Here is a 21,889-nt window from a genome sequence, read left to right as displayed (position 1 = left end):
GGGCGCCCGCCAAATGATCGCCTTGATGGACGGATAATCCGTTTTTCAAAAAACCAACGCTTACATCCTCCAAAAACAAACGCCCCGAACCAGTCGGGGCGTTTGTTTTTGGATCGCAGGAATGCGTTTTCACACACTCTGATTTCCGGGCGTTTTGCATTCTGTGGCGGGTTCGTTGCGCTTTGCATGCGCGTGGCTCTTTGCTTTTTCTGGCAGCGCGCTAGAATGCGCCGGTAAGAGCGGCGGCGGTGTAATAGGTCGACGCCCTTAACCCTGATTTTTCCACCGGGTTAGAAATTTGACGCGGTTGGGCTATAACTACTTTGCTTTTCGCAAGTCATGAGGCTGGAACATGAGCGACGAAGATTTAGAACAAGACGAGTTAGAAAGCGCTGACGAAGAAGAAACCGAGGAGCTGGAAGCTGCCGATGACGGCGTCAGTGATGACGACAGCGACGATGATGGTGATGAGGATGGCGTTCCTGCTGCCAAGAAGAGCAAGGCCAAAGCCAAAGCCGCTATCGACGTAGAAGCGCTGCCGAGCGTGGAAGCCAAGCAGAAAGAGCGTGATGCCCTGGCCCGCGCCATGGAAGAGTTTCTCTCACGTGGTGGCAAGGTTCAGGAAGTTGACGTAAACGTGGTTGCTGACCCGCCCAAAAAGCCCGACAGCAAGTACGGCAGCCGCCCTATCTAAGGGCGCTGCAGGCATAGAGAACCCGCGCTAGTCGCGGGTTTTTTTATCGGTTTTTTAGCGTCGTTACAGATTGCTGTTCGCTGTGTTGGCAGCTGTGTTGGCGATTAATGCGCCGGGCATTGCGTAGGCTGTACTCGCCGAAGGCAGTACGGCACTGATCGACGGTTTGCCGCTGGCTTGCCGGACTGTTCGCTACGCTCCTGAGTCCGGCCTACGAGGGCAAACGCAGTCTTCGCGCTTAACGCCAGCTCGCCAGCAGCGCCGGCAGTTCACTCAGGCGGCGGACTTCGCCATGGGCACGCTCGCCACCATTCCAGTCTTTCGCTAACGGATTGAACCAGATGCTGCGCAGCCCGGCGGCACGGGCGCCGGCGATATCGTCGTCAGGGTGATCGCCAATATGCACCGCTTGCGAGGCAGCAACCCCGGCGTGCTTGAGGGCGCGCTGGAATGGTAGTGGGTCGGGTTTGCCCACGCCCAACTCTTCGGCGCACAGGGCAAACTGAAAGTAGTCCGCCAAGCCAAGCCTGCGCACATCGGCGTTACCGTTGGTGATCACCCCCAGTTGAAACTGGTTGGCCAGCTGCTCTAGTGTCGCGTGCACGTCGGGGAACAGCGTCACCTGATGACGGGCGCTCAGAAACACCTGAAAGCCAGCCTCGGCCAGTTGCCCAGCGTGAGCCTCGGAGTAGCCGGCCTCTTGCAGGGCTAAGTGCAAAATCCGCCGACGCAGCTCGCTTAAGCGATGTTTTAGCGTCGGTTCGGCATTTAGCAGCCGCGCACGAATCGCCCACAGATGCTCAACCGGCACCGGGCCTAACTGCGCGGCATGCTCGCCGAGCCATTCGCGCAGCGTCGTCTCAGCGCTGTGCATCACGGGGGCGACATCCCACAGGGTGTCATCGAGGTCGAAGGTGATCAGGCGAATGCTCATGGGCAGTTACTCGTTTGGTGTGCAGCGCTTGGCGCGTGGCGTTGAGATCGCCGTCTGCCGGTTTTCATGGACGAATATTATTCGTCCGCTGTACGTCGTTTGGCGCGGGGAGTTGACGGTCGCCATCTGCCGGTTTTCATGGCCGAATATTATTCGTCCGTTGTACGTCGTTTGGCTCGAGGATGAGCGCCATCGTAAACCGTCGCCAAATGCTGGAAGTCCAAGTGGGTGTAAATCTGTGTGGTGGCGATGTCGGCATGGCCGAGCAGCTCTTGCACGGCGCGCAGGTCTTGCGACGATTCCAGCAGGTGGCTGGCGAAGCTGTGGCGCAGCATATGTGGGTGCAGGTGCTGGCCGAGTTCACGCACCCCGGCTTGCTGCACCCGCAACTGGATCGCTCGCGACCCGAGCCGGCGGCCTTGCTGGCTGATAAACATCGCGCCATCGGCCGGGTTGGCCAAGGCCCGCAGGGGCAACCAGTGCGCCAGCGCCTCGCGGGCTTTGCTGCCGACGGGCAGCACGCGACTCTTGTTGCCCTTGCCGCAGACTTCCACCAGGCCGTCGGCCAGATCCAGCTGGTCGATATTCAGGCTGACCATTTCCGCCAAACGCAGGCCGCAGGAGTAGCACAGCTCCAGCAAGGCTTGGTCGCGACGGGCGAGAAAGTCGTCTTCAACTGCGCCGTCGAGCAATTGTAACGTGCGGTCGGCATCCAGGGTTTTTGGCAGGCGGCGCTGCCCTTTGGGCGGCGTCAGGCCGCTGGCCGGGTCGTGTTGGCAGTGGCCGTGGCGATTCAAGTACTGATAAAAACCGCGTACCGCCGAGAGCAGGCGGGCCAGGCTTTTGACGCCCAAGCCGTGCAGGTGTAGGCGACCGATCAGGCGACGCAGGCGCGGCGTGTCGAGGGCGCTCCAGTCGGCGAGTTGCTCGGTTAAGCAGAATTCGAGGACCTTGTGCAGGTCGCTGCGATAGGCGCTTAAGGTGTGCGCCGACAGCTGCCGCTCGCTGCGCAGTTGTTCTAAATAGGCGTCGAGCTGCACTTGCATCGGTTGCCCTCGGTTGCGGCGTAGGGTGGGCTTTAGCCCACCAAGGGTCAACGAGTGGTGGGCTGAAGCCCACCCTACGGTTGCTTAACGCACCGAACGCAGTTGGGTGGCGAAACGTGGCAACACCCGCGCCAGCACCTCGCTGATATAGCTGAGAAACAGCGTGCCGAGGGAGCTCTTGTAATGCTGCGGATCGGGGCTGCCGATGGCCAGTACGCCGTGTAGGCCTTGATGATTGATGGTCACCACGGCGGCTGAGCCGACTTGCTCGCGCTCGTCTTCACCGAACAGAAACGCCAGTTCGTGGCTGCGCAATACCCCGCAGAGGGTTTTGCCGCCGGTCAGTAGGCCGCCAATCGCTTGATGGGCCTCGGCCGAGCTGACCCAGCGGCCAACCGCCATGGGCGTGTCGCTGAACAGAATCAGGCTGACAAAAGGCACCTGGAACTCATGGCGCAAGCTGTCTTCCACCGCGCTTACCACTTCTTCCATGCTCGCCGCATCCAGCAGGTCGAGCACCAGACGGCGGGTCTTGTCGAACAGCCGGTCGTTGTCGCGGGCCACGTCCATCAGGTGCGACAGGCGATGACGCATCTCGATATTGCGCTCGCGCAGCAGTTTCACCTGATGCTCGACCAGCGACACCGTGGTGCCGCGCTGGTGCGGGATGCGCAGCTCGCTGAGCAGCTCTTCATGCTCGACGAAGAACTCAGGGTTGGCGCGTAAAAACGCCGCCACCTGTTCGGCTTGCACGGTGTCTGGCGGATCCTGGCGTTGCTCAGTCATGGGCGCTGCTCGGTGATTTACTATGCCTGATTAGCGTTGCGTCAGCGGCGTCAGAGACGCACCTGGCCTTCATACACACGGGCTGCTGGCCCGGTCATCATAACGGGCTGACCGGGGCCTGCCCACTCGATGGACAAACGCCCGCCGGGCAGTTCGATCTGTACCGGTGAATCCATCCAGCCTTGATTAATCGCCGCCACAGCCGCCGCGCAAGCGCCGGTGCCGCAGGCTTGGGTCTCGCCGGCGCCGCGTTCCCAGACCCGCAGTTTGGCGTGCTGACGGTCGAGCACCTGCAGAAAGCCGACATTCACCCGCTGCGGAAAGCGTGGGTGCAGTTCCAGCTTGGCGCCCAGCGTGTGCACCGGCGCCAGGCTGGCGTCATCGACGCGCAACACTGCATGCGGGTTGCCCATCGACACGGCGGCCAGGGCGTAGTTTTGCCCCTCCAGCTCGACGTCATAGCTCAACGCCTCGGTCTCGGCGACAAAGGGAATCTGCGCCGGGGTAAGCCGCGGCGGGCCCATATTGACGCTGATCTGGCCGTCGGGACGCAGGTCGAGTTCGATGATGCCGCTTTTGGTTTCGACCCGGATCTGCTTCTTCGCGGTCAGGCGTTTATCCACCACGAAGCGGGCGAAGCAGCGCGCGCCGTTACCGCATTGCTCCACTTCCGAGCCGTCGGCGTTGAAGATCCGGTAGCGGAAATCGACGTCCGGATTGCTCGGCGGCTCGACCAGCAGCAGTTGGTCGAAACCGACGCCGGTGTGGCGGTCGCCCCACTGCTTGGCGTGCTTGGGCTGGATATGCGCGTGCTGGCTGATCAGGTCGAGGACCATAAAATCGTTGCCCAGGCCGTGCATCTTGGTAAAGCGCAATAACATCAGCTTTATCCTTGGGAGTCTGGCGGCAACAGGCTTTCGCCGGCGAACAACTCTTGCACCGTCTCGCGCTGGCGCACCTCAATGCTGCGGTCTCCATCGACCATGACTTCGGCGGCGCGGCCACGGGTGTTGTAGTTGGAGCTCATGACAAAGCCGTAGGCGCCGGCCGAGCGAATCGCCAACAGGTCGCCTTCTTCCAGCGTCAGTTGGCGATCTTTGGCGAGAAAATCGCCGGTTTCGCAGATCGGCCCGACGATGTCGTAGGGGCGGCTGGCGCCGCTGCGTGGCTGGACGGCCACCACTTCCATCCAGGCCTGATACAGGGCCGGGCGAATCAGGTCGTTCATGGCCGCATCGACGATGGCGAAGTCTTTGTGTTCGGTGTGCTTGAGGTACTCGACGCGGGTCAGCAGCACGCCGGCATTGGCGACAATCGAGCGGCCCGGTTCAAACACCAGGGCCAACTTACGATCGCCCAAACGCTCGCGCACGGCAGCGATATAGTCGCCGGCCAACGGCGGTTGCTCGTCGCGATACTGCACGCCAAGGCCGCCACCGAGGTCCAGATGACGGATGTGGATATCGCGCTCAGCCAGCCGGTCGATCAGCACCAGCAGCCGATCCAGTGCATCGATAAACGGTGGCAAAGTGGTCAGTTGCGAACCGATATGACAATCGACACCGAGCACTTGCAGGTTCGGTAGTTCGGCGGCGCGGGCATACACAGCCTCGGCGTCGCTGATGGCAATGCCGAACTTGTTTTCTTTTAAGCCCGTGGAGATATACGGGTGGGTGCCGGCATCGACGTCCGGATTAACCCGCAGCGATACCGGCGCTTGTACGTCCAGTTCGGCGGCAACTTGCTGCAGGCGCTCCAGTTCGTCGGTGGACTCGACATTAAAACAATGCACGCCAATTTGCAGGGCGCGGCGCATGTCGTCGCGGCTCTTGCCGACGCCGGAGAAGACCATTTTTGCAGGCGCGCCACCGGCGGCCAAGACCCGCTCCAGCTCGCCACGGGAGACGATGTCAAAGCCGGCACCGAGGCGAGCCAGTACGTTGAGTACGCCGAGGTTGGAGTTGGCTTTAACCGCGAAGCAGACCATGTGCTCGATGCCGTCGAGGGCATCGGCATAGGCGCGGTATTGCGCCTCGATATGGGCGCGCGAGTAAACGTAAGTAGGCGTGCCGAAACGCTCGGCAATGGCGGACAGCGCCACGCCTTCCGCGAACAGTTGACCGTCGCGGCTGGTAAAAGCTTGCATGGAGCCCCCTTAGAGTTCGTAAACGTCTTTGTCGTGCTGCTTGGCGGCTTTCTCATCTTCGGGGTGATAGAGCGGGCCTTTTTGTCCACAGCCAACTAGGGCGGCAGACAGTGCCAAGAGTGCAACGAGGGGAAGCAGCAGACGCTTCATGGGGGCAATCCTTGTAAAATCGGTAATTGCGACCGAGTATACCGGCCCCCCGGCGGCTTGCCTATGCGCCACAATTCACGGCTGCCGGGGCTTTTAACGGCTATTGGCGCTTAGCGCGCAGAATGGACGAGCAGTCCCAAGACACTGGCAGCATCAGTCTTGCGGGCATAGCCGCAAGCTTGCTCAATTGCCTGGTGCGCCGTGGCATTTCACGGCTGCCGGGGCTTTTCAGGCTGCGTGAAAACTACTGCGCTCGATTATTCAGCGCCTGTTTTAACGGTTATGGCGTTTCGCGTGGAGGGTGGATGAACAGTCCCAAGGCACTGGCAGGTTCAGTCTCGGTGGCCTACCTGCAAGGCTTGCTCGATTACCTGGCACGCCAAGGCATTGAGTCGGCGCCCTTGCTGGCGCAGGTGCAGTTGCCCGTGGGGATTTTGGCCCAGCGCGAACAGCGGGTGGCGGCCAGTACCTATTTGCAATTGTTTGAACTGGGCCTGGCCCGCAGCGGCGATAGCGACTTCGGTCTGCATCTGGGCGAGGCAGTGCGGCCCGGTTATTACGGTGTGCTCGGTTACTTGATTATGAGCTGCCCGACCCTGGCCGATGCCTTGCATCGGCAAGCCCGCTACGCCGATTTGGTTGGAAGCCTGGGCCGGGTGGAGCTCAATGATGAGCCGTTGCAGGCCGACCTCGAGCCGCACGTGGCGCACAGTTGGCAGCCGTTATCGGCGCAGTTGCAGCGCCACACCAGCGAGGAAACCCTGGCGGCCTGGGTCACCTTCGGGCACTGGATCAGCGGCCTGGACCTGGCACCGACGCTGGTGCGTTTTCAGCACCCACAACCGGCCGACATCAGCGAGCACCAGCGGATTTTCCGCTGCCCAGTATTGTTTGCCCAGGCCGATAATGCCTTGGTTTACCCCAAGCGCTTACTGGGTGCGCCGCTTGGTCAGGCCGATGCGCAGATGCGCTTGATGCTCGACGCCTATGCCGATCGGCAGTTGGCCGAACTCAAACAAGGCGATAGTCTGCTTATCCGTGCCCGCGAGTTATTGGCCGCACAGTTAGCCGCCGGTCCCGTGAGTTTGCCGGCCTTGGCCGCCGCTTTGGCACTGAGTCCGCGGACCTTGCAGCGGCGTTTGGGTGAGGCCGGTTTATCGTTTAGTCAGCTGCTGGATGAGACACGTCAGCCGCTGGTGCTGCATTATCTACGCGATCCGGCGCTGGAATTGGCCGATATTGCGTTCTTGTTGGGGTTTAGCGAGGCCGGCTCCTTGGCTCGCGCCTTTCGCCGCTGGACCGGGCAAAGCCCAGGTGATTATCGCCGCAGTTTGTTAGCCGATTGATGGCCACTTTTTATTTGTTGAGGTAGTAGTAATGAGTTTGACCGAAGCCCGTTTTCACGATCTGGTCGATGCCACGCAAGAGGCCATCGAGGACGTGTTTGATAGCAGCGAGCTGGACCTTGACCTGGAAAACTCCGCCGGCGTACTGACGGTACGTTTTGACAACGGCAGCCAGCTGATCTTCAGCCGCCAAGAGCCGTTGCGGCAACTGTGGCTGGCCGCGCGCTCGGGCGGTTTTCACTTCGACTACGACGCCGCCAGCGAGCGTTGGATGTGCGACACCAGCGACGAACTGCTGGGTGAGATGCTGGCGCGCCTGACCCTTGAGCAGTGCGGTGCGGAACTTGAGTTTGAAGAGCTCTGATCAGCCGCCCGACAGCGCGGCCCCGGTCGATGGCCCGGTCGATGGCCCGGTGGAGTCGCCGTGCCGGCGCCAGTGCTGCCTGGATGACGCTGACTGCTGCCTCGGTTGCGGGCGCCTACTGGCGGAAATCCTCGAATGGGGCAGCGCCAGCAATGCTCGCCGGCGTGAGATTTGCGCGGCGGCGCAAGGCCGTGTGCGCAAACCCTGGAATGCTTCGATTTAACTCGGATTGGCAGGCCGTGCTGCGCTTTTGTGAGGCTGATTTCAACGCCGCATAGCCGAGCGCAGTAGTTTTTCAACGGCCTGTTAGTCACCACCCCCACCGCAATCACCGCCACTGGAATCACTGAAGTCGCCGCTATTGGTGCCACTGCTGCCGGCGCAATCACTGCTGCAGCCAATATGGCTGGTACAGTAACCGTCGGTTTGCCCGCCAGGATTGCCGGCGCGGCAGTTTAGGCTGTAACGCAAGCCATCCTCGATGCCCAGTTCAGCATCCAGCGCGAACAGTAGAGGCAGGCGCTGTGGTTGTTTAGGGTTGATCTTTTCGCGCGCACAAGCCAAACGCCAGGCTCGGCGTATGCCTTCCTGTGCGCTGGTCGGGCTGCGCATGGCAGTGCTGGGCGTGTGGTGGAGGAAGCGGCCAAAGGCTTTCTGGCAAAAGTGTTGGTACAGCCGGGTGTGCAAAATGAACTCATGCCAAGCCACATCCACTGCCTGGGAAGGCATGGCGATCAGTTGATTGCGGCCCATGCGGCTGATGTGTAGGTATTCGCGCAGGCCTTTGAGTACTTGCTGCAATTGAGCATCGTTAAGGTGCGGATAGCGTTGCAGGAGACTTTCTTTGAGTCGCAAGGGAAAGCCATAGCCAGCGATGTAGCTATCGCTGGCAGCGTTGCTGCGCAAGCGCAGCAGCCAGTAGCAGATCAGTAGACCAGTGCCGATCAGAAGCAGGGGCATTAATGTCATGGGACTTTCCTTGGTGTTTCTTAGGCGTTCTGCAAAGCGCTATTGAGCGCCTCTTCCAGCTTGGTTTTGTAGCGCAGGTAATGGCTGGTTTGGCTATGCCCGGCGTCGAGCACCCGTGACAGGTCGAGGTCGGTGATGTAGCAGGGGTAGCGCTCGCCGTCTTGGCGTTGGCTGAGGATATGCCGGGCCACGGCGGCGAATAAATCCTGGCCATACTCCAGCTCGGAAAACTCGCGGTGGTTGCAGTACAGGGTGATGTGCTCGCTGCGTTGCTCGGCCGGCTCGACAATCACCTGGACTTGATAAAACGGCTGGCTGCCGAGGCTTTGCGGTGCCGGGCGACGCTCTAGATGCTGGGCACGCTGGGGCGCGGCGGGTAGCACTTGGTAATAGAGCAGCTCCAGGTCCATCGGCAGTTGCGCATTGTCGAGGCTCAGCTGTGCGTTGCGTCGATAGAGCATCGACTGCAAAAAGCGCTGCACCGGGGTCAGCAGGTTTTGTTCATCATGAAAGGGCACGCGCTGGCGCCACAGTGCATTGTGCTCATCCAGAATGCTCAGTTCGGCCTGTTCGCCGTGTAGGCGGTAGAACACTTGAATGCAGTCGGGACGGCCGAGTGGCAGGATTAGCGCCAGGTCATCGCCCTCCAGGGCATGACTGTCCAAATGCAGGGCGCTGAAACCGTTTTGCTGCTCGCCAAGGTGCTCGATTAGCGCCGGCAGACCGGCCAGCGCGGTGTGGCTGACGCGTCCGGGCAGCAGGTCAATGACGTGGTATTGCTGCTGAATTTGCAGCAGATAGCGGCTGGGTTGGGGCTGGTCAAGATGCTGGGCGCCGAGGTGGCTGAGGGCATCGCGAAACAATTCTTCGACCCGCTGGCCAATGGTCACGGCGCGGTTCTTACAGAAACAGCGAATCTGCAAGTTGGGTTTGGCGCGGCCGAACAGCAGGCTATTGAGAAAGTCGCGCAGGCAGTCGAGCAAGGCGTTGGGGCCGTCGTAGCGAGTGACCAGCAGTTCGTTCCAGCTGTTGAGGGTGATCTGGTCGAGGGTCAGCACCAGATTTTCCCGTACCCCGGAGTAGCCCAGTGCATCGGTACGCCCGCTGGTGAGGTGCACATTGAGCAGGCTGTGTTGCTTTAACGGGTCGACCCCGACATTTACCAGCAGCAGCACAGTGGCCGGCGCGCAGGCTTGCAGTAGGGCCTGTTCGGACACGCTGGCGAAGGGCAGGGGCAGCACCAGTTGCAAACTTTCGAGCAGATTGGACAGTTCAAAGTCATTCAGATCACTGCCGCCCGACTGCAAAGACAAGCGGGTGCTGCTGTCGATGACGCTGTTGCGATGGCCCCAGGCGAGCAGTTCAAGCAACTGGCGGGTGCGTTTTAACGGGGCAAAGTCCGCCGTCTCATGGCTGCTCAAGCCGCCGCTGTACAGCGCCCATTGGGCTTCGCCAGAGGCTTCGGCGGCCGGGCTGTGCACCAAGGTCAGGGTTTCCTCGGTAAGGTCGGGGGCAATCCCAGGGTTGATAAATTCGACCTTGCCGGCCTTGCGCTCAAAGGCGGCGTACAGGCGGCGGCCGAGGATGCTCAGGTCGCGGCTGTTGAGCAGGCTGCCGGCCTGTTGGCTGCGGGCAAAGTCCGATAAAAACCGGTAGCTGTAGGTCAGCTCATTGACCAGGGCGCGGCGCTCCAGGCTGACCTGGCGGACTTTCCACTGCTGGCGATTATCCAGCATCAGCAGCTCGCGTTCGCTCCAGCCCCAGTCGGCGGTGAGGCGCTCCAGCAGCAGGCGCTGCCAGCTTTTCTGGCGGTTGCGCGGCGGCTTGCTGAGCTTTTTATTGACCTTCAAGTACAGGCAGCGGCGGATCAGCTCGAGGCGTTCCAGTTCACCGCGGCCGGTTAAATATTCCTCCAGACGGCGATAGACCACTGTGTAGGAGTCCAGCTCGTCGAGGTCGAGGCGGTTGGCAAACACCGCTTGTTTAAAGCGCAGGCTTAGGCATTCCACCTGCGGATGCTGGCTGGCGTAGACCTCGGTCAGCAGCAGCTTGAGCACCGACTTGTATGGTGACTCGATGCCCTTGAACAGCTGCCACATGCCGGCGCCGAGAAATTCCGCCGGCGGAATCCGCGCCAAATGGCCGAGGTCGAGCACGTCATCGGCGCGGATAAAACGCTTGCTCAGCAGGGTGTTGGTGTACTCGCCGTAGCGTTGCTCTTCATACACTGGCACCAGCCACCACAGCGGCGTGCGCCCGGCCAGCCAGATGGCGGTGCGGTAAAACTCATCGAGCAATAAATAGTGCTGGGTGGTGCCGCAGTCGTCGGAGGTCAGTTGGGCTTCGCGATCTTCCTGGCTAAAGCGCTGCGGATCGACCAAAAAGCAATGCACCTCGGCGCCCTGGGTGGCGGCCCAGCTTTCCAGCAGCGTGCATTTGCGCTGTAGCTCTTGCAGCTCCTGGGCTGTGAGTTGTGGCGCGTGACAGACCCAGAGGTCCATGTCGCTCTGCTCGGCCTGGGCCAGGGTGCCGAGGCTGCCCATCAAAAACAGGCCCTGCAACGGCAGCTGCGGTTTGCCGCGATACGGCTTGTAGACGAACGAACGAGTCAGCCGCTGGGCCTCGCTGAGCAACTCGTCATCCGGTTCATAACCGCAGAGACCGGCCGGGGTGGCGCTGGAAACATAACCGGGCAGCAGCGGATGGTTGACATGAAACAGCAGGGGCAAGAGCTTCAGCACCAACTGCTGACGCGTCGAGAGTGCCTGCATGGCGCGCGCCAGGCGCCCGCTATTGACCTGCATAAAGCGCGCACGCAGCTGCGTCAGCTCCTTGCGGTCGATGCCGTTGTCGATATCGGGGCGAATTTCACTGTTGCGAGTCATGCTCAAAGCCTAAGCATATTCGCCGGGCAGTGCCAGTGCGGTGGTCGGGGATGGCGCTTGATAAGGGTAGCAAGCGGCGGCCCGTGCCTGCGCGCTGCGCTGAAACGGACTGACGGAATGCTTGGGAATGAACATCAAGCAGTGCATTTTTATTCTTTATAAGATCAAGCCTGTGAAATCTAAGACCTGCCGCCTATGTCGGGCAGTCATAGGCGGCGTTGCGAGCCAAAAACTGGCTTTCGTAATGCTAAAAGGTGGCGTTATCAATTCATGTCTAGACTTCGGATAACGGCTTGGAAAGATCACGCCTAAACGGCTCTGTGCCGCCTACGACAATCCTCACGGTGCTCGCCTAGGGGATTGCTAGCCCGCTGTATCCTGATGATTCTGCGGGCATGAACGCACGCAAGCGCGACCATCGATAAGCTTGCCGCTTGCTTCGCCCTAGCAGCCTGTCGACAGGCTGCTAGGGGAATGGTGGTTTAATGAGGAATCGGCGAAATCATATGAAAAATACCAAGACGCTGTTGTTTAAATTAAAGGTAGTGATCAGCTGCTGTGTATTGTCAGCAGCTCATGCCGCCCTGGCAGATAACCAGAACGTACTTCCGATCATCATGGAGAATTTCCCTCCGTTTGAATTTGAGCGCGATGGAGTGATTACCGGCTTTAATACTGAAATAATCACCCAGGTAATTAAACGCATGGGCTACGAACCGGAAATTAAAGCGCTGCCCTGGGCGCGTGCGCAATTGATAGCACAGAATGGACAAGTTGCCGCCATCTACGGCATGGCTAAAAATCCCGAGCGCGAGCAGGTGTATTATTTTTCCGACCCTATCAGTACGGTTGAAGATGTCTTCTTTAAACTCAAAAGTAAGTCCATCTCATGGCAAACACTGGATGACTTGAAAGATTATCGAGTCGGTTACAGTAATGGTTATGGCTATATAGCGCCGTTCTGGGCGGCGGTGAAAAATAATAAATTCAAGGGTGCTTCGCAATTATCTGGAGAAAATCTAGAGCTCCGCCAGCTACAAGAACTCCGTCTTGGTCGTATCGACATTGCCGTCTGCGAAGTGACAGTGTGCAATTACCTTATTCAAACCAACGCACCACAGTTCGATATGATTGATTACATTGATCAGCCACTGGGTGGGGTGCGCACCTACCATATAGGCTTCTCCAAGAAATGGCCTGGCGCCGAAAAGCTGGCCAAACAGTTCAACGTAGAATTGGCCAAATTCATTGCCGAGGGTAAACGGCGGGCTATTTTTGAAAAGTACGGAGTTGTTAGCCCTCTAGAGCAATAGCTGATGCCTTTTCAGTTGCAGTTGCGTAGTTATTTTTTGATTTCAGGTGGCTTAAAAGAAATCCGCCGGTATTGCTGCGCGCGCGGCGCCCGAAAGTTTATTACTTCAGCCCGATAATCGCCGTAGATCTGCCGCTGGATATGCAGTAGTCAGCAGGCGCAGCAAATGCTCTAAGCATTTATATTGTCGGTTTTTTTCAGGCATGTGAGATCGGGGTCAAATCTTGCGTTTTACATCTGGCAAATAATGGCAAGCAAGGCTCCTACGCAAAAAACAAAACCTGCCCCTCTCCCTCTGGTGCATGACCCAAGCGAACACCACCTCCCTTTTCCTACTGAGAACGTATCGGATAACCGTGGTCCCCGATTGTTCCAGAAGAATTTTTTGCGTATTGCCAATACCAAAGAGCCCCGCTCATGGCGGGGCTCTTTATGACGCGGCAGCGGATTACTTGTTGTTGTAACCGTCTTCGCTCGAATCGTAGGTGATCTGGTAGATATTGAACGTCGCTCCGCCGGCGCCTACGCCAGTATAGGTGATACGACCTTGGCCTTTATAGAGTTCTTCCAGGCGCATGGCGTCTCGGCCGAAGTAAAACGGAATGAACATCTTGCCAGTCATGTGGTTGTAGCTGTCGGTGGGCTGGCCGATCAGGTCATGTGTCTGCTGCAGAGACATACCGATTCTGAGCTTAGAAAATGCACTGCCCGGTGGGATCTGGCCAATAATCTGTTGCTCTTTGGGTTTGTTCGATGAAGCGCACGCTGTCATCAAACCCATAACTACGATCAACCCAAGATGTAGGAACTTACTACGCATCGTGCTTCTCCAGAAGTATTTCGAAATTTTGTTTGCTGGCTCAATCTTTCTGTTTTGCCAGGATTTCTTTGGTCAACTCGTCCATGGCTGTCACGCATTCCTCGTGGCTGATCTTCTGCATGGTCATAAATTTCCACACGTCGTCCACTTTCATTGCGGCGGCCTGCAGGTCGCCGGTTTCCAGACCATTGCTGCCCAGGGTGTTTACGGTCTGGCAGGCACCGATGTCATTGATTTCAGTGAATTCGCCAAACTCGCGGACATCTTTTGCCAGCAAGTTCTCGATCACTACTTTCTGCACATCGGACTCCGAAGAGTTACACCCGCCAAGGGTCAACGTCAGACATGCAGCGGCGGTGTATTTAATTAATGAAGAAGGCGCGAAGCGCTGCTTGCGGGTTATAGAAACGGTCATGAACCATCATCCTTTGATTGATTTTTGTTGGGTAATCTTTCAATACGGTATCGATCATAACTAGCTGGTGAGGGTGATAGGGCACTCACTGAAGGTTGGGCTTATTTGAGCCACAGCAAAAAACCACAGCGCAGGTGGCAAAATAAACGGAGGTATGAGGAAGCTTGCAGGTGGGCGCGAGCATGGTTCCTTGCCGCATCGTACTTGCAATCCGTTGCGTTTTTTTCAAAGCGCAGAGCACTTTGGCAGGGTTGCATTGCGCATTCAATTGTATTTTGTGACTACCTGAGGGTCGTCACAAATTGCCGCGTGCAAACCAGTAGCTAGCGGGGTTGATCAGTGTTGTTAGTGAGCACAAATTTAGGAGGGGTGGGGGCAGGCCACGGTTTTCTTGAGGCGTCTTCAACTCTCTTTAAAGTCGGCAGGCGTTTATGCAGCAGGACGCTCAGTTGAGTACCACCAACAGCAGGCCGCCGACCACTATGCCGACCCCAACTAATTTCGGCGGGGTCAGGCGTTCGCCGAGGATGGCGATGCCCAGGGCCACGGTGATCGGGATGCTGATTTGCCGGAACGCCACCACGTAGCTGACATCGCTGGCGTAGGCCATGGCCCAGACCACCAGCGCGTAGGTGAGCAGCATCATCACCCCGGTGAACAGGCTGCTGCCCAACGGCGGCGGGGCGTGTCGCCATTGCCGGCGCAACGCCGGCAAGCACATCGCCAGGCCCAGCCACAGCGCCGCACTGCCCGCCTGCAGCACCACATAGAGGAGTGCCACCCAGGCGTCGTGCAGTTTGATGCCGGGCAATTCGCGCATGGCGCGGGTGGCCAGGTCGTCGATCAGCGAATAGCCGGCGGTGGCGCTGGCGGCGAGCAAGGCAAAGCAGGTGGCGGCATTCAGGTAGTGGCTCAGGCGCAGATCGGCGAAGCGTTGCATCGGCAGAAAAAAACAGCCGCCGACGATCAGTACTATGCCGAGCATGGCGCCGCCGGTGATGCGCTCGGCGCTGCCCAGCAATAAGCTGCCGAGCAGCAGCAAAATTAATGGTGACGAGCGAATCAATGGGTACAGCGCCGACAGCTCGCCGCGCCGGTAGGCCTCGGCCAGTCCCCAAATATAGAGGGCCTGGAATAGTCCCGAGAGCAGCAGCCAGGCCCAGATCTGCGGCGTCAGGGCCAGTAGCAGCGGCCAGCTAAACGGCAGCACCAGCGGCAGGCCGAGGACAAAGCCCCAGAGGCTCGCCAACCAGAAATAGCCAATGCTCGGTCCGGCCTTTTTGCCCGCCAGGTTCCAGCTGGCGTGGGTGATGGCCGACAGCAGCACCAGCAGTAGGGTAAAGCCGCTCATGTGCCGCGCCAGGCGCTTTGCCGGCGTTGCAGGGCTGCGTGCAGCAGGCCGTGCAGCACCTTGGCGACGGCGCAGGTGGCCATGATGCTGACGGCCATGGCTGCGGCACCGGCGGTTTGCCCGGCGTCATCCAGATTAAGCACGCTGATAGCGGCTAGGTTGCTGTCCGGGCCGTAGAGAAACACCACCGCCGACACCGTGGTCATGGCATTGACGAAGAAGTACAGCGCTACATCCAGCAGCGCCGGCAGGCTCATGGGCAGGGTGACCTGCCAGAGAATTTGCAGCCGCGAGGCGCGCAACGACTCACCCACCGCCTCGAACTCGCTGTCCAGTTGCTTGAAGGCGGTGACCAGATTCAGGTGCGGCACCGAGTAGAAGTGCACCAGGGTGCACAGCACCAGAATCGTCATGCCGCCGTACAAGCCATTGAGCGGGTTGTCCGGGTGGTTGAAGAAGAAGATATAGCCCAGCCCCAGGGTCATTCCCGGCACGGCCAGCGGCAGCAGGCTGAGCAGCTGAAACAGCAGCACCAGGCTGCGTGGCTGCGGGGTGCGCTGGCTCAGCCAGGTATTGAAAAACACCAGACTGGTGCCGGCCAGCATGCACAGCGCGGCGAGCTGTAGGGAGTTGCTGTAGCTGCTCCAGCCATCGCCGAGCAGTCGTTCGAACTGGTAGTTGGCCAGACTCAGGCTGAGGTTGTAGGGCCAGTATTTAACCAGCGAGGCGTAGATCGCCATGCCTATCACCGCGCCGATAAAGGCCAGCACGGGCAGCAGCAGAACGGCGCCGCAGAGGTCGCGGCGGCGGTCGGTTTTTGGGCTGAAGGGCACAGCGCGGGCGGTCAGGGTGGCGGCTTGGCGGCCTTGTACCCAGCGGTCGGCGAGAAACGCCAGCAGCGCCGGCAACAACAGCAGCACGCTGACCACTGCGCCCATCTCGAAGCGCTGCTGGCCGATCACTTGTTTGTACACGTCGGTGGCCAACATCGCGTACTGGCCGCCGATCACCTTGGCCACGCCAAAGTCGGTAAACACCAGAATAAACACCACGAAACCGGCGCTGACCAAACCATAACGGGCATTCGGCAGGGTCACGGTGAAGAAGGTCCGCCAGGGCGAGGCGCGCAGCACCTCGGCAGCTTCGTAATGGCGGGCATCGGCCTGGGACAAGGCGGTGAGCAGAATCATCAGCGCATGCGGGAAGGTCCAGAAACACGAGCCCAGCACTATGCCCAGCGGCCCGTAGATCGAGCTGTCGCCGAGCCAGGCCTTGAGCACCCCTTGTTCGCCGAACAGGTAGATCAGGCTGATGGCCGGCAGCAGCGATGGCGCCAGAATCGGCAGCAGCAAGGCACCACGAATCCAGCCGCGCAGTGGCAGGCGTGTGCGGGTTAGCGCCCAGGCGGCGGCGAAGGCGCTCACCAGCACCAGCACGGTGCTCAAGCTCGCCACCAGCAGCGAATGGCCGAAGGCGCGCAACAAGGCGCCGCTGGCGAAGTAGGCGTGAAAATTCGCCAGGCCGACGAAGTGCCCGTCGCGGTCTTCCAGGCTGCGGCTCAACAGGCTGAGCAGCGGCAGCGGCAGCAGGACAATCAACAGACCGATCAGCAGGGCAAACAGCAGGGCCAGGCCCAGGCGCTCATGGACGATCAGGCGAGCGGGACTCAGTGGTTGGGATGTCGCGAACATGACGAGGGTAATCCACACGGGGACGGGCGCCGGCGGGCGCCCGTGCATAACAATAAGGCTCTGTAGCTGTTCACTGTTGCGGGGCAAGCGTGCTTTTGTAGGAGCGGCTTCAGCCGCGAATTTCGCGGATAAATCCGCTCCTACAAAAGCCCAATCGAACCGCTAACACCTAAGCCAATAACAAGCTCAGGCGGCGAAGCAACTCAGGGCATCGGCGGGCAAGCGCATGCCCAGTTGCTGGCCTTCACAGAGACCGAGCTGGCGGGCGCGGCGGGCATCGACATCGACGATCAGGGGCTCGGCCAGACCTTCGACGCGCACCCGTAAACGGATAAAGGTGCCGAGAAATTCCAGCTGCTCGATGCGCGCCGGCAAGCCGCCTTCATGCATCGGCAGCAGCTGTATTTCTTCCGGACGAAACGCCAGACGCAGGCGTTGGCCGGGTTGCTGCGCCGGGTTGGGCATGTCCAGCAACTGGCCGCCGAGTTTGACCAGGCCTGCGGCGTCGCGGCTGGAGTCGACGAAGTTCATCGCGCCGATAAACTCGGCGACAAAGGGACTGGCCGGCTGGCGGTAAATCTCTTGCGGGGTGCCGACCTGCTCGATCACACCGTGGTTCATCACCACCACGCGGTCGGCCATGGTCAGGGCCTCTTCCTGGTCGTGGGTGACCAAAATACTGGTGACCCCGAGTTGCTGTTGCAGGCGACGGATTTCCTTGCGCAGATGCCCGCGCACCCGGGCATCGAGTGCCGACAATGGCTCGTCGAGCAGCAGCAAACCGGGCGCCGGCGCCAACGCACGGGCTAGGGCCACGCGCTGTTGCTGGCCGCCGGACAGTTGCGTCGGGTATTTATCGGCGTGCTCGTTTAGATCGATCAGCTCCAGCAGCTCGCTTACCCGTTGGCCAATGGCGGCCTTGGGCAAGCCTTGGCTGTGTAGGCCGAAGGCGATGTTGTCGCGCACGCTGAGATTGGGAAACAGCGCGTAAGACTGAAACACTATGCCGAAGTCGCGCTGGCGCGGTGGCAGCGCGGAGATATCCCGGCCACCTTGCAGCAAGCGCCCGCCGCTTTGTGCTTCGAGCCCGGCAATGATCCGCAGCAGGGTGGTTTTGCCGCAGCCCGAGGGGCCGAGGAAGCAGACTAATTCACCCGGTTGAATATCCAGGTGAATGTCGCGCAGCACTGCAACACTGCCGAAGTGTTTGTGTATGCCCTGCAGTTGCAGGCGACTGCCGCAGCCCTGAGTCATGGTCATTACCTATGTTGCGCAGTTTTATGCGTGGTGTTTTATGCCAAAACAACAAAACCCTGTTTCCCGCCAGACCTGGCTGGACTGAACAGGTCAGGTCTGGCGGACAGGGTGTTGCCGACACTCGGTTTAACAGGCCGTTGAAAAACTATTGCGCCAGTCGCAGCTTTTGTAGGATGGGTTGAGCTTGGCGATACCCATCAATCATTCAGTGGCACTCAGTCCAGTCATCCCTCTGCATGCAGCAGCGGAGTGAGCCGATGGGCTTCGCACGCGGTGATGGGTATCGCTGCGCTCAACCGCATCCTACGGTCTGCCTGTAACAGGTAACAGGTAACTGGGACATAGCCTTTTCAACGGCCTGTTACGGTTGCCCGTACTTACTTGGCTTCGGCCTTGCCTTCGTAGCGTTGCTGCCACTCGGTGAGGATCAGGTCGCGGTTTTTCGCGGCCCAGTCGAAGTCATTTTTGATCAGCAGTTTTTCTGGTTCGGCCGGGAAGTGCGCAACTGGTTTGGCAATCCCGGGCATGGCGATGATGGCGTAGCCTTCGTTATACAGCTGGTTGGCTTTTTCGCTCGCGGCCCAATCCATCAGCGTCTGTGCGGCGGCCAGTTTGTCGGTGCCCTTGAGGATGCCGGCGGCTTCCATTTCCCAGCCCAAGCCTTCGGTGGGGAACACCAGTTCCAGTGGGGCACCGGCGGTTTTCTCTTTGGCGCCACGATAGGCGAAGGAAATACCTAGGGCTGCTTCACCGGTGGCGGCCATCTTGCAAGGCTTGGAGCCGGAGTGGGTGTAGCTCTTGATGTTCTGGTGCAGGCCGTACATATAGGCCCAGCCCTGGTCCGCGCCGAAGGTCTGCAGCCAGGCCGAAACGTCCAGATAGCCGGTGCCGGAGGAGGCCGGATGGGGCATCACCACATGGCCGCGATACACCGGATTGGTCAGGTCTTGCCAGGTTTTCGGCTGCGGCAGGTTGTACTTGGCGGCCTCTACTGTGTTGAAGCAGATGGCGGCCATCCAGGCATCCATACCTATCCACTGGGGTGGGTTCTGGCTGTCGCGAAACAGTGGCTTGAGTTGGTCGACGCCCTTGGCGGCATAGCCTTGCAGCATGCCATCTTGTTGCAGCAGCTTCAGGCTGGTGGCGGCCAGGCCCCAAACGGCGTCAGCCTGCGGGTTGGCTTTTTCGGCCAGCAGGCGCGCGGTGATTACGCCGGTGGAGTCACGCACCCACTTGATCTTCACTTCTGGGTGATCCTGGTTGAAGCGCGCGGCGTACTTGGTCAGGTCTTCTGGTTCGAGGGCGGTATAGACGGTCAGCTCGCTGTTGGCCAGGGCCGAGAACGAGATGGCGGTCATGGCGACGGCGAGCAAGGAGCGCAAAGGCTTGAGCGATTTCACTGAAATCTCCTAATCGGGCCAGGCCCGTAGATAAGCTGCGGTGGTGATTAGCCGGTCTGCGCGCTGTGCGAATGGCTGCAACTCGCCCGGTGCCCAGAATGCTAGGCCCTGTGGATTGCGGCTTTGTGACGGTTGGGGCGCAAATGGCCTAGATTTGCTAATGCCGCAGGCGAGTCATTCTTGGGCTAGACCAGGCAGCTGCAAGCGCAGCCCGGCTTGGTGGCCGCGCAGCTCACGGCGCAGCCAGTCGCAGAAGGCCAGTACCTTGGGACGCTGATCGCCGCGCTGACAGACCAGGTAGTGACCACCGCGGGTCGGCAGCACGCCGGGGTGCGGCTGCACCAGCTCGCCACGGTGTAAGGCGTCGCTGACCAGAAAGCTGCGGGTCAGCAGCACGCCGTCGCCATAGCGCACCGCTTGCATGGCCAGGGTGGTGGTGTCGAACTCCAGGCTCGGCGCCGGCGCCAGGCCGTTGGTCTGCTGCTGGCTCAACCATTCGTTCCAGCCCTCGCGATAGCCCAGCACGCTGTACAGCGGCCACTCCAGCAGTGCCTGTGCCGAGCCCGGCCAGCCTCGGCGCGCAAGCGTGGCGGGGCTGCAGACGGTCAGCCAGTGTTCGTTGGTCAGGCGCTCCACCTGGCGGTCGCTCCAGTCGCCATAGCCGTTGCAAATCTCCACGTCGGCATTGGTTTGCTCGGCGAAGGCGGTCCAGGGCGAGGAGCTGATGCGCACCCGAAAGCGCGGGTAGTCGGCCAGAAAACGCTGCAGGCGCGGCGCCAGAAAGTGTTCGGCGAAGGAGTTGGAGGCGCGCACGCTGAGCTGGGTGCGGCCGCGTTCGCCGAACAGTTCTTCGGTGCTGCTGCGCAGTGTATGGAAGGCCTGGGTCAGGGCCGGCAGATAACTGCGGCCGGCTTCGGTCAATCGCAGGCCCTTGGCTTCGCGCATAAACAGTGGGTTGCCGAGGTGCTGCTCAAGTTGTTTGACCTGCTGGCTGACCGCCGCTTGGGTGACGTGCAGCTCTTCGGCGGCGCGGGTAAAGCTGCCCAGGCGCGCCGAGGTTTCAAAGGCGCGCAGGGCATTTAGCGGCGGTAGTCGGGACATGGCGAGGTCGAAGGCGTCGTGGGCGCGGGCTGGTCTAGTGATTCAGCCCAGTTAAGCCCGCCAATGTGACGCACAGATGACAGGTCATAAGAAAACCTAGCGCTCGGCGCAAGCCCTGCTGTCTGGGCTGGGTGCTGGGTAATGCCGATACTGCACAGCGTTTAAACACTGTGAAAAAGGCGCTGTCATGCAAGAACTTACCCTGGCCATCTTCGATCTCGACCATACCCTGCTGGACGCAGATTGCTCGGCGCTCTGGTCCGCACAAATGCAGCGCCTGGGCTGGGTCGATGGCGAGACCTTTGGTCGCCGACATGCCGCCTTGATGGCCGATTACGGCGAGCGCGGCTTGGATATGCACGCCTACCTCGACTTGACGCTGGCGCCGCTGGTCGGCCGTCATCAGGACGAGGTGGCGGTGGCAGTGCGCGAGTTGACCGACTCGCAGCTATTGCCGCGGGTCTACCCCGAGGCGCTGGAGCTGATTGCCGCCCATCGCGCCGCCGGTCACACCTTATTACTGGTGTCCGCCAGCGAAGAGTTTCTGGTGCGGCCGATGGGGCTGGCGCTGGGTTTTGAACATATCCACGGGGTGCCCTGCGAGCTGCGTGACGGCCGTTACAGCGGTCGCTCACAAGGCCTGCTGACCTATGCCGAGGGCAAGGTGCACTGCCTGGAAAACTGGCTGCTGCGCCACGGCGGACAGGTGCGGCAGAGCTTTTTCTACAGCGATTCGCACAACGACCTGCCGCTGCTGGAGTGGGTCAGCGAGCCGCGCCCGACCAATCCCAATGCCCGCCTGACGTTCGAGGCCGAGCGCCGTGGCTGGCAGTGCCGCTGGCTAACGCCGGTCGCCGCTTGACGGGGCAATAGCATGGCTATGTAGCCGTTATGGGTTGAAGCGTGTGGGTCGGGTGATGCCTGGGGGGCGGTAATTCGTAGGGTGGGTTAGGCGCATGACCACGGGCTATCTGCTGATGCTTAGTCAGTTGCGCCGTAACCCACCAGATGGGGCCGACCGATCACCGCTTGGTGGGTTACGTGGCGCACAGATTGCACAGTTTATTTTCAAACCCTGCTCGCGCCACTAACCCACCCTTGTATGTTGAGGTCATCGTTAAACAGTAGGCTCAAACACGCTGTTGACGATAATCAGTAAGGTTCCGGGGAGGCCGTCCCACCCTAGAGACGCATTGCGATCTCGTTTGTAGAGAGGCCCCCC

The 21,889-nt window shown here is 60.1% G+C and carries 22 protein-coding genes; 6 read left to right on the top strand and 16 right to left on the bottom strand.

What is annotated here, in order from left to right; translation table 11 throughout:
- Positions 1-188, bottom strand: a 188-nt coding sequence (locus tag Q8R10_RS18665; protein ID WP_305655426.1) for a hypothetical protein, incomplete at its 3' end; no start/stop codon positions are given.
- A 164-nt stretch (positions 189-352) separates the two neighbouring features.
- Between Q8R10_RS18665 and sutA the strand changes: the two genes are divergently transcribed.
- Positions 353-694 carry a transcriptional regulator SutA gene (gene sutA / locus Q8R10_RS18660; protein ID WP_305655424.1) on the top strand — a complete coding sequence of 114 codons (342 nt, stop codon included), beginning with the start codon at positions 353-355 and terminating at the stop codon, positions 692-694.
- Positions 695-932: 238 nt separating this feature from the next.
- Here the strand turns inward: sutA and Q8R10_RS18655 are convergent, their stop codons facing one another.
- From Q8R10_RS18655 to Q8R10_RS18630, 6 genes are all read right to left on the bottom strand, one after another.
- Positions 933-1,628 carry an HAD family hydrolase gene (locus Q8R10_RS18655; protein WP_305655423.1) on the bottom strand — a complete coding sequence of 232 codons (696 nt, stop codon included), beginning with the start codon at positions 1,626-1,628 and terminating at the stop codon, positions 933-935.
- Between the two features lie 149 nt (positions 1,629-1,777).
- The gene (gene xerC, locus Q8R10_RS18650) at positions 1,778-2,674 is read right to left on the bottom strand and encodes a tyrosine recombinase XerC (RefSeq protein WP_305655421.1); all 897 of its coding nucleotides are present in this window, start codon (positions 2,672-2,674) and stop codon (positions 1,778-1,780) included.
- Between the two features lie 84 nt (positions 2,675-2,758).
- Positions 2,759-3,460: a DUF484 family protein gene (locus Q8R10_RS18645; RefSeq protein ID WP_305655419.1), complete on the bottom strand. Its 702-nt coding sequence runs from the start codon at positions 3,458-3,460 to the stop codon at positions 2,759-2,761.
- 50 nt (positions 3,461-3,510) lie between these two features.
- Positions 3,511-4,341 (bottom strand): diaminopimelate epimerase, encoded by an 831-nt coding sequence (gene dapF, locus Q8R10_RS18640; protein ID WP_305655417.1) that lies wholly within the window; start codon positions 4,339-4,341, stop codon positions 3,511-3,513.
- Between the two features lie 5 nt (positions 4,342-4,346).
- Complete coding sequence (lysA, locus tag Q8R10_RS18635; protein ID WP_305655416.1) at positions 4,347-5,606, bottom strand: diaminopimelate decarboxylase; 1,260 nt, start codon at positions 5,604-5,606, stop codon at positions 4,347-4,349.
- A gap of 9 nt (positions 5,607-5,615) precedes the next feature.
- A complete protein-coding gene (locus tag Q8R10_RS18630; protein ID WP_305655415.1) occupies positions 5,616-5,756 on the bottom strand; it encodes a lipoprotein in 141 nt (46 codons plus the stop codon).
- Between the two features lie 305 nt (positions 5,757-6,061).
- Between Q8R10_RS18630 and Q8R10_RS18625 the strand changes: the two genes are divergently transcribed.
- Genes Q8R10_RS18625 through Q8R10_RS18615 form a run of 3 tightly spaced genes read left to right on the top strand, consistent with a single transcriptional unit; the run spans position 6,062 to position 7,689 of the window.
- A complete protein-coding gene (locus Q8R10_RS18625; RefSeq protein WP_305655414.1) occupies positions 6,062-7,102 on the top strand; it encodes an AraC family transcriptional regulator in 1,041 nt (346 codons plus the stop codon).
- Positions 7,103-7,133: 31 nt separating this feature from the next.
- The gene (gene cyaY / locus Q8R10_RS18620) at positions 7,134-7,466 is read left to right on the top strand and encodes an iron donor protein CyaY (protein WP_305655413.1); all 333 of its coding nucleotides are present in this window, start codon (positions 7,134-7,136) and stop codon (positions 7,464-7,466) included.
- Between the two features lie 49 nt (positions 7,467-7,515).
- The gene (locus Q8R10_RS18615; protein ID WP_305655428.1) at positions 7,516-7,689 is read left to right on the top strand and encodes a DUF1289 domain-containing protein; all 174 of its coding nucleotides are present in this window, start codon (positions 7,516-7,518) and stop codon (positions 7,687-7,689) included.
- Positions 7,690-7,772: 83 nt separating this feature from the next.
- Here Q8R10_RS18615 and Q8R10_RS18610 read toward each other — a convergent pair whose 3' ends face one another.
- Positions 7,773-8,435, bottom strand: coding sequence for a hypothetical protein (locus tag Q8R10_RS18610; RefSeq protein ID WP_305655412.1), 663 nt, complete (start codon positions 8,433-8,435; stop codon positions 7,773-7,775).
- A gap of 20 nt (positions 8,436-8,455) precedes the next feature.
- Positions 8,456-11,320 (bottom strand): class I adenylate cyclase, encoded by a 2,865-nt coding sequence (locus tag Q8R10_RS18605; protein ID WP_305655411.1) that lies wholly within the window; start codon positions 11,318-11,320, stop codon positions 8,456-8,458.
- Between the two features lie 506 nt (positions 11,321-11,826).
- On the opposite strand from Q8R10_RS18605, the gene Q8R10_RS18600 reads away from it, so the two are divergent.
- The gene (locus Q8R10_RS18600; protein ID WP_305655410.1) at positions 11,827-12,633 is read left to right on the top strand and encodes an ABC transporter substrate-binding protein; all 807 of its coding nucleotides are present in this window, start codon (positions 11,827-11,829) and stop codon (positions 12,631-12,633) included.
- A 447-nt stretch (positions 12,634-13,080) separates the two neighbouring features.
- Here the strand turns inward: Q8R10_RS18600 and Q8R10_RS18595 are convergent, their stop codons facing one another.
- The 7 genes from Q8R10_RS18595 to Q8R10_RS18565 form a co-directional block, all read right to left on the bottom strand.
- Positions 13,081-13,452: a hypothetical protein gene (locus tag Q8R10_RS18595; protein ID WP_305655409.1), complete on the bottom strand. Its 372-nt coding sequence runs from the start codon at positions 13,450-13,452 to the stop codon at positions 13,081-13,083.
- Positions 13,453-13,492: 40 nt separating this feature from the next.
- The gene (locus Q8R10_RS18590) at positions 13,493-13,867 is read right to left on the bottom strand and encodes a hypothetical protein (RefSeq protein WP_305655408.1); all 375 of its coding nucleotides are present in this window, start codon (positions 13,865-13,867) and stop codon (positions 13,493-13,495) included.
- Positions 13,868-14,312: 445 nt separating this feature from the next.
- Entirely contained in the window at positions 14,313-15,218 is a 906-nt protein-coding gene (locus Q8R10_RS18585) for a DMT family transporter (RefSeq protein ID WP_305655407.1), read from the bottom strand.
- Entirely contained in the window at positions 15,215-16,909 is a 1,695-nt protein-coding gene (locus Q8R10_RS18580; RefSeq protein ID WP_305655406.1) for a putative 2-aminoethylphosphonate ABC transporter permease subunit, read from the bottom strand. Before Q8R10_RS18580 ends, Q8R10_RS18585 begins: the two co-directional genes overlap by 4 nt.
- A 186-nt stretch (positions 16,910-17,095) precedes the next feature.
- On the bottom strand, positions 17,096-18,163 hold the full coding sequence (locus Q8R10_RS18575) for a putative 2-aminoethylphosphonate ABC transporter ATP-binding protein (RefSeq protein WP_305655405.1): 1,068 nt from the start codon (positions 18,161-18,163) through the stop codon (positions 17,096-17,098).
- 380 nt (positions 18,164-18,543) lie between these two features.
- Positions 18,544-19,566 (bottom strand): putative 2-aminoethylphosphonate ABC transporter substrate-binding protein, encoded by a 1,023-nt coding sequence (locus Q8R10_RS18570; protein WP_305655404.1) that lies wholly within the window; start codon positions 19,564-19,566, stop codon positions 18,544-18,546.
- Between the two features lie 174 nt (positions 19,567-19,740).
- Positions 19,741-20,667, bottom strand: a complete 927-nt coding sequence (locus Q8R10_RS18565; protein WP_305655403.1) for a LysR substrate-binding domain-containing protein — start codon at positions 20,665-20,667, stop codon at positions 19,741-19,743.
- Between the two features lie 187 nt (positions 20,668-20,854).
- Between Q8R10_RS18565 and Q8R10_RS18560 the strand changes: the two genes are divergently transcribed.
- A complete protein-coding gene (locus Q8R10_RS18560; protein ID WP_305655402.1) occupies positions 20,855-21,529 on the top strand; it encodes an HAD family phosphatase in 675 nt (224 codons plus the stop codon).
- Positions 21,530-21,889 lie beyond the last annotated feature (360 nt).

Source organism: Pseudomonas sp., assembly GCF_030698175.1.
Lineage (GTDB): Bacteria > Pseudomonadota > Gammaproteobacteria > Pseudomonadales > Pseudomonadaceae > Aquipseudomonas.
This window is presented reverse-complemented; position numbering and strand designations above follow the sequence as displayed.

Bases quoted from the DNA above. Each gene is read 5' to 3' on its own strand.
- sutA (WP_305655424.1), top strand. From the start codon at position 353: ATGAGCGACGAAGATTTAGAACAAGACGAGTTAGAAAGCGCTGACGAA.
- Q8R10_RS18655 (WP_305655423.1), bottom strand. From the start codon at position 1,628: ATGAGCATTCGCCTGATCACCTTCGACCTCGATGACACCCTGTGGGAT.
- xerC (WP_305655421.1), bottom strand. From the start codon at position 2,674: ATGCAAGTGCAGCTCGACGCCTATTTAGAACAACTGCGCAGCGAGCGG.
- Q8R10_RS18645 (WP_305655419.1), bottom strand. From the start codon at position 3,460: ATGACTGAGCAACGCCAGGATCCGCCAGACACCGTGCAAGCCGAACAG.
- dapF (WP_305655417.1), bottom strand. From the start codon at position 4,341: ATGTTATTGCGCTTTACCAAGATGCACGGCCTGGGCAACGATTTTATG.
- lysA (WP_305655416.1), bottom strand. From the start codon at position 5,606: ATGCAAGCTTTTACCAGCCGCGACGGTCAACTGTTCGCGGAAGGCGTG.
- Q8R10_RS18630 (WP_305655415.1), bottom strand. From the start codon at position 5,756: ATGAAGCGTCTGCTGCTTCCCCTCGTTGCACTCTTGGCACTGTCTGCC.
- Q8R10_RS18625 (WP_305655414.1), top strand. From the start codon at position 6,062: ATGAACAGTCCCAAGGCACTGGCAGGTTCAGTCTCGGTGGCCTACCTG.
- cyaY (WP_305655413.1), top strand. From the start codon at position 7,134: ATGAGTTTGACCGAAGCCCGTTTTCACGATCTGGTCGATGCCACGCAA.
- Q8R10_RS18610 (WP_305655412.1), bottom strand. From the start codon at position 8,435: ATGACATTAATGCCCCTGCTTCTGATCGGCACTGGTCTACTGATCTGC.
- Q8R10_RS18605 (WP_305655411.1), bottom strand. From the start codon at position 11,320: ATGACTCGCAACAGTGAAATTCGCCCCGATATCGACAACGGCATCGAC.
- Q8R10_RS18600 (WP_305655410.1), top strand. From the start codon at position 11,827: ATGAAAAATACCAAGACGCTGTTGTTTAAATTAAAGGTAGTGATCAGC.
- Q8R10_RS18595 (WP_305655409.1), bottom strand. From the start codon at position 13,452: ATGCGTAGTAAGTTCCTACATCTTGGGTTGATCGTAGTTATGGGTTTG.
- Q8R10_RS18590 (WP_305655408.1), bottom strand. From the start codon at position 13,867: ATGACCGTTTCTATAACCCGCAAGCAGCGCTTCGCGCCTTCTTCATTA.
- Q8R10_RS18585 (WP_305655407.1), bottom strand. From the start codon at position 15,218: ATGAGCGGCTTTACCCTACTGCTGGTGCTGCTGTCGGCCATCACCCAC.
- Q8R10_RS18580 (WP_305655406.1), bottom strand. From the start codon at position 16,909: ATGTTCGCGACATCCCAACCACTGAGTCCCGCTCGCCTGATCGTCCAT.
- Q8R10_RS18575 (WP_305655405.1), bottom strand. From the start codon at position 18,163: ATGACTCAGGGCTGCGGCAGTCGCCTGCAACTGCAGGGCATACACAAA.
- Q8R10_RS18565 (WP_305655403.1), bottom strand. From the start codon at position 20,667: ATGTCCCGACTACCGCCGCTAAATGCCCTGCGCGCCTTTGAAACCTCG.
- Q8R10_RS18560 (WP_305655402.1), top strand. From the start codon at position 20,855: ATGCAAGAACTTACCCTGGCCATCTTCGATCTCGACCATACCCTGCTG.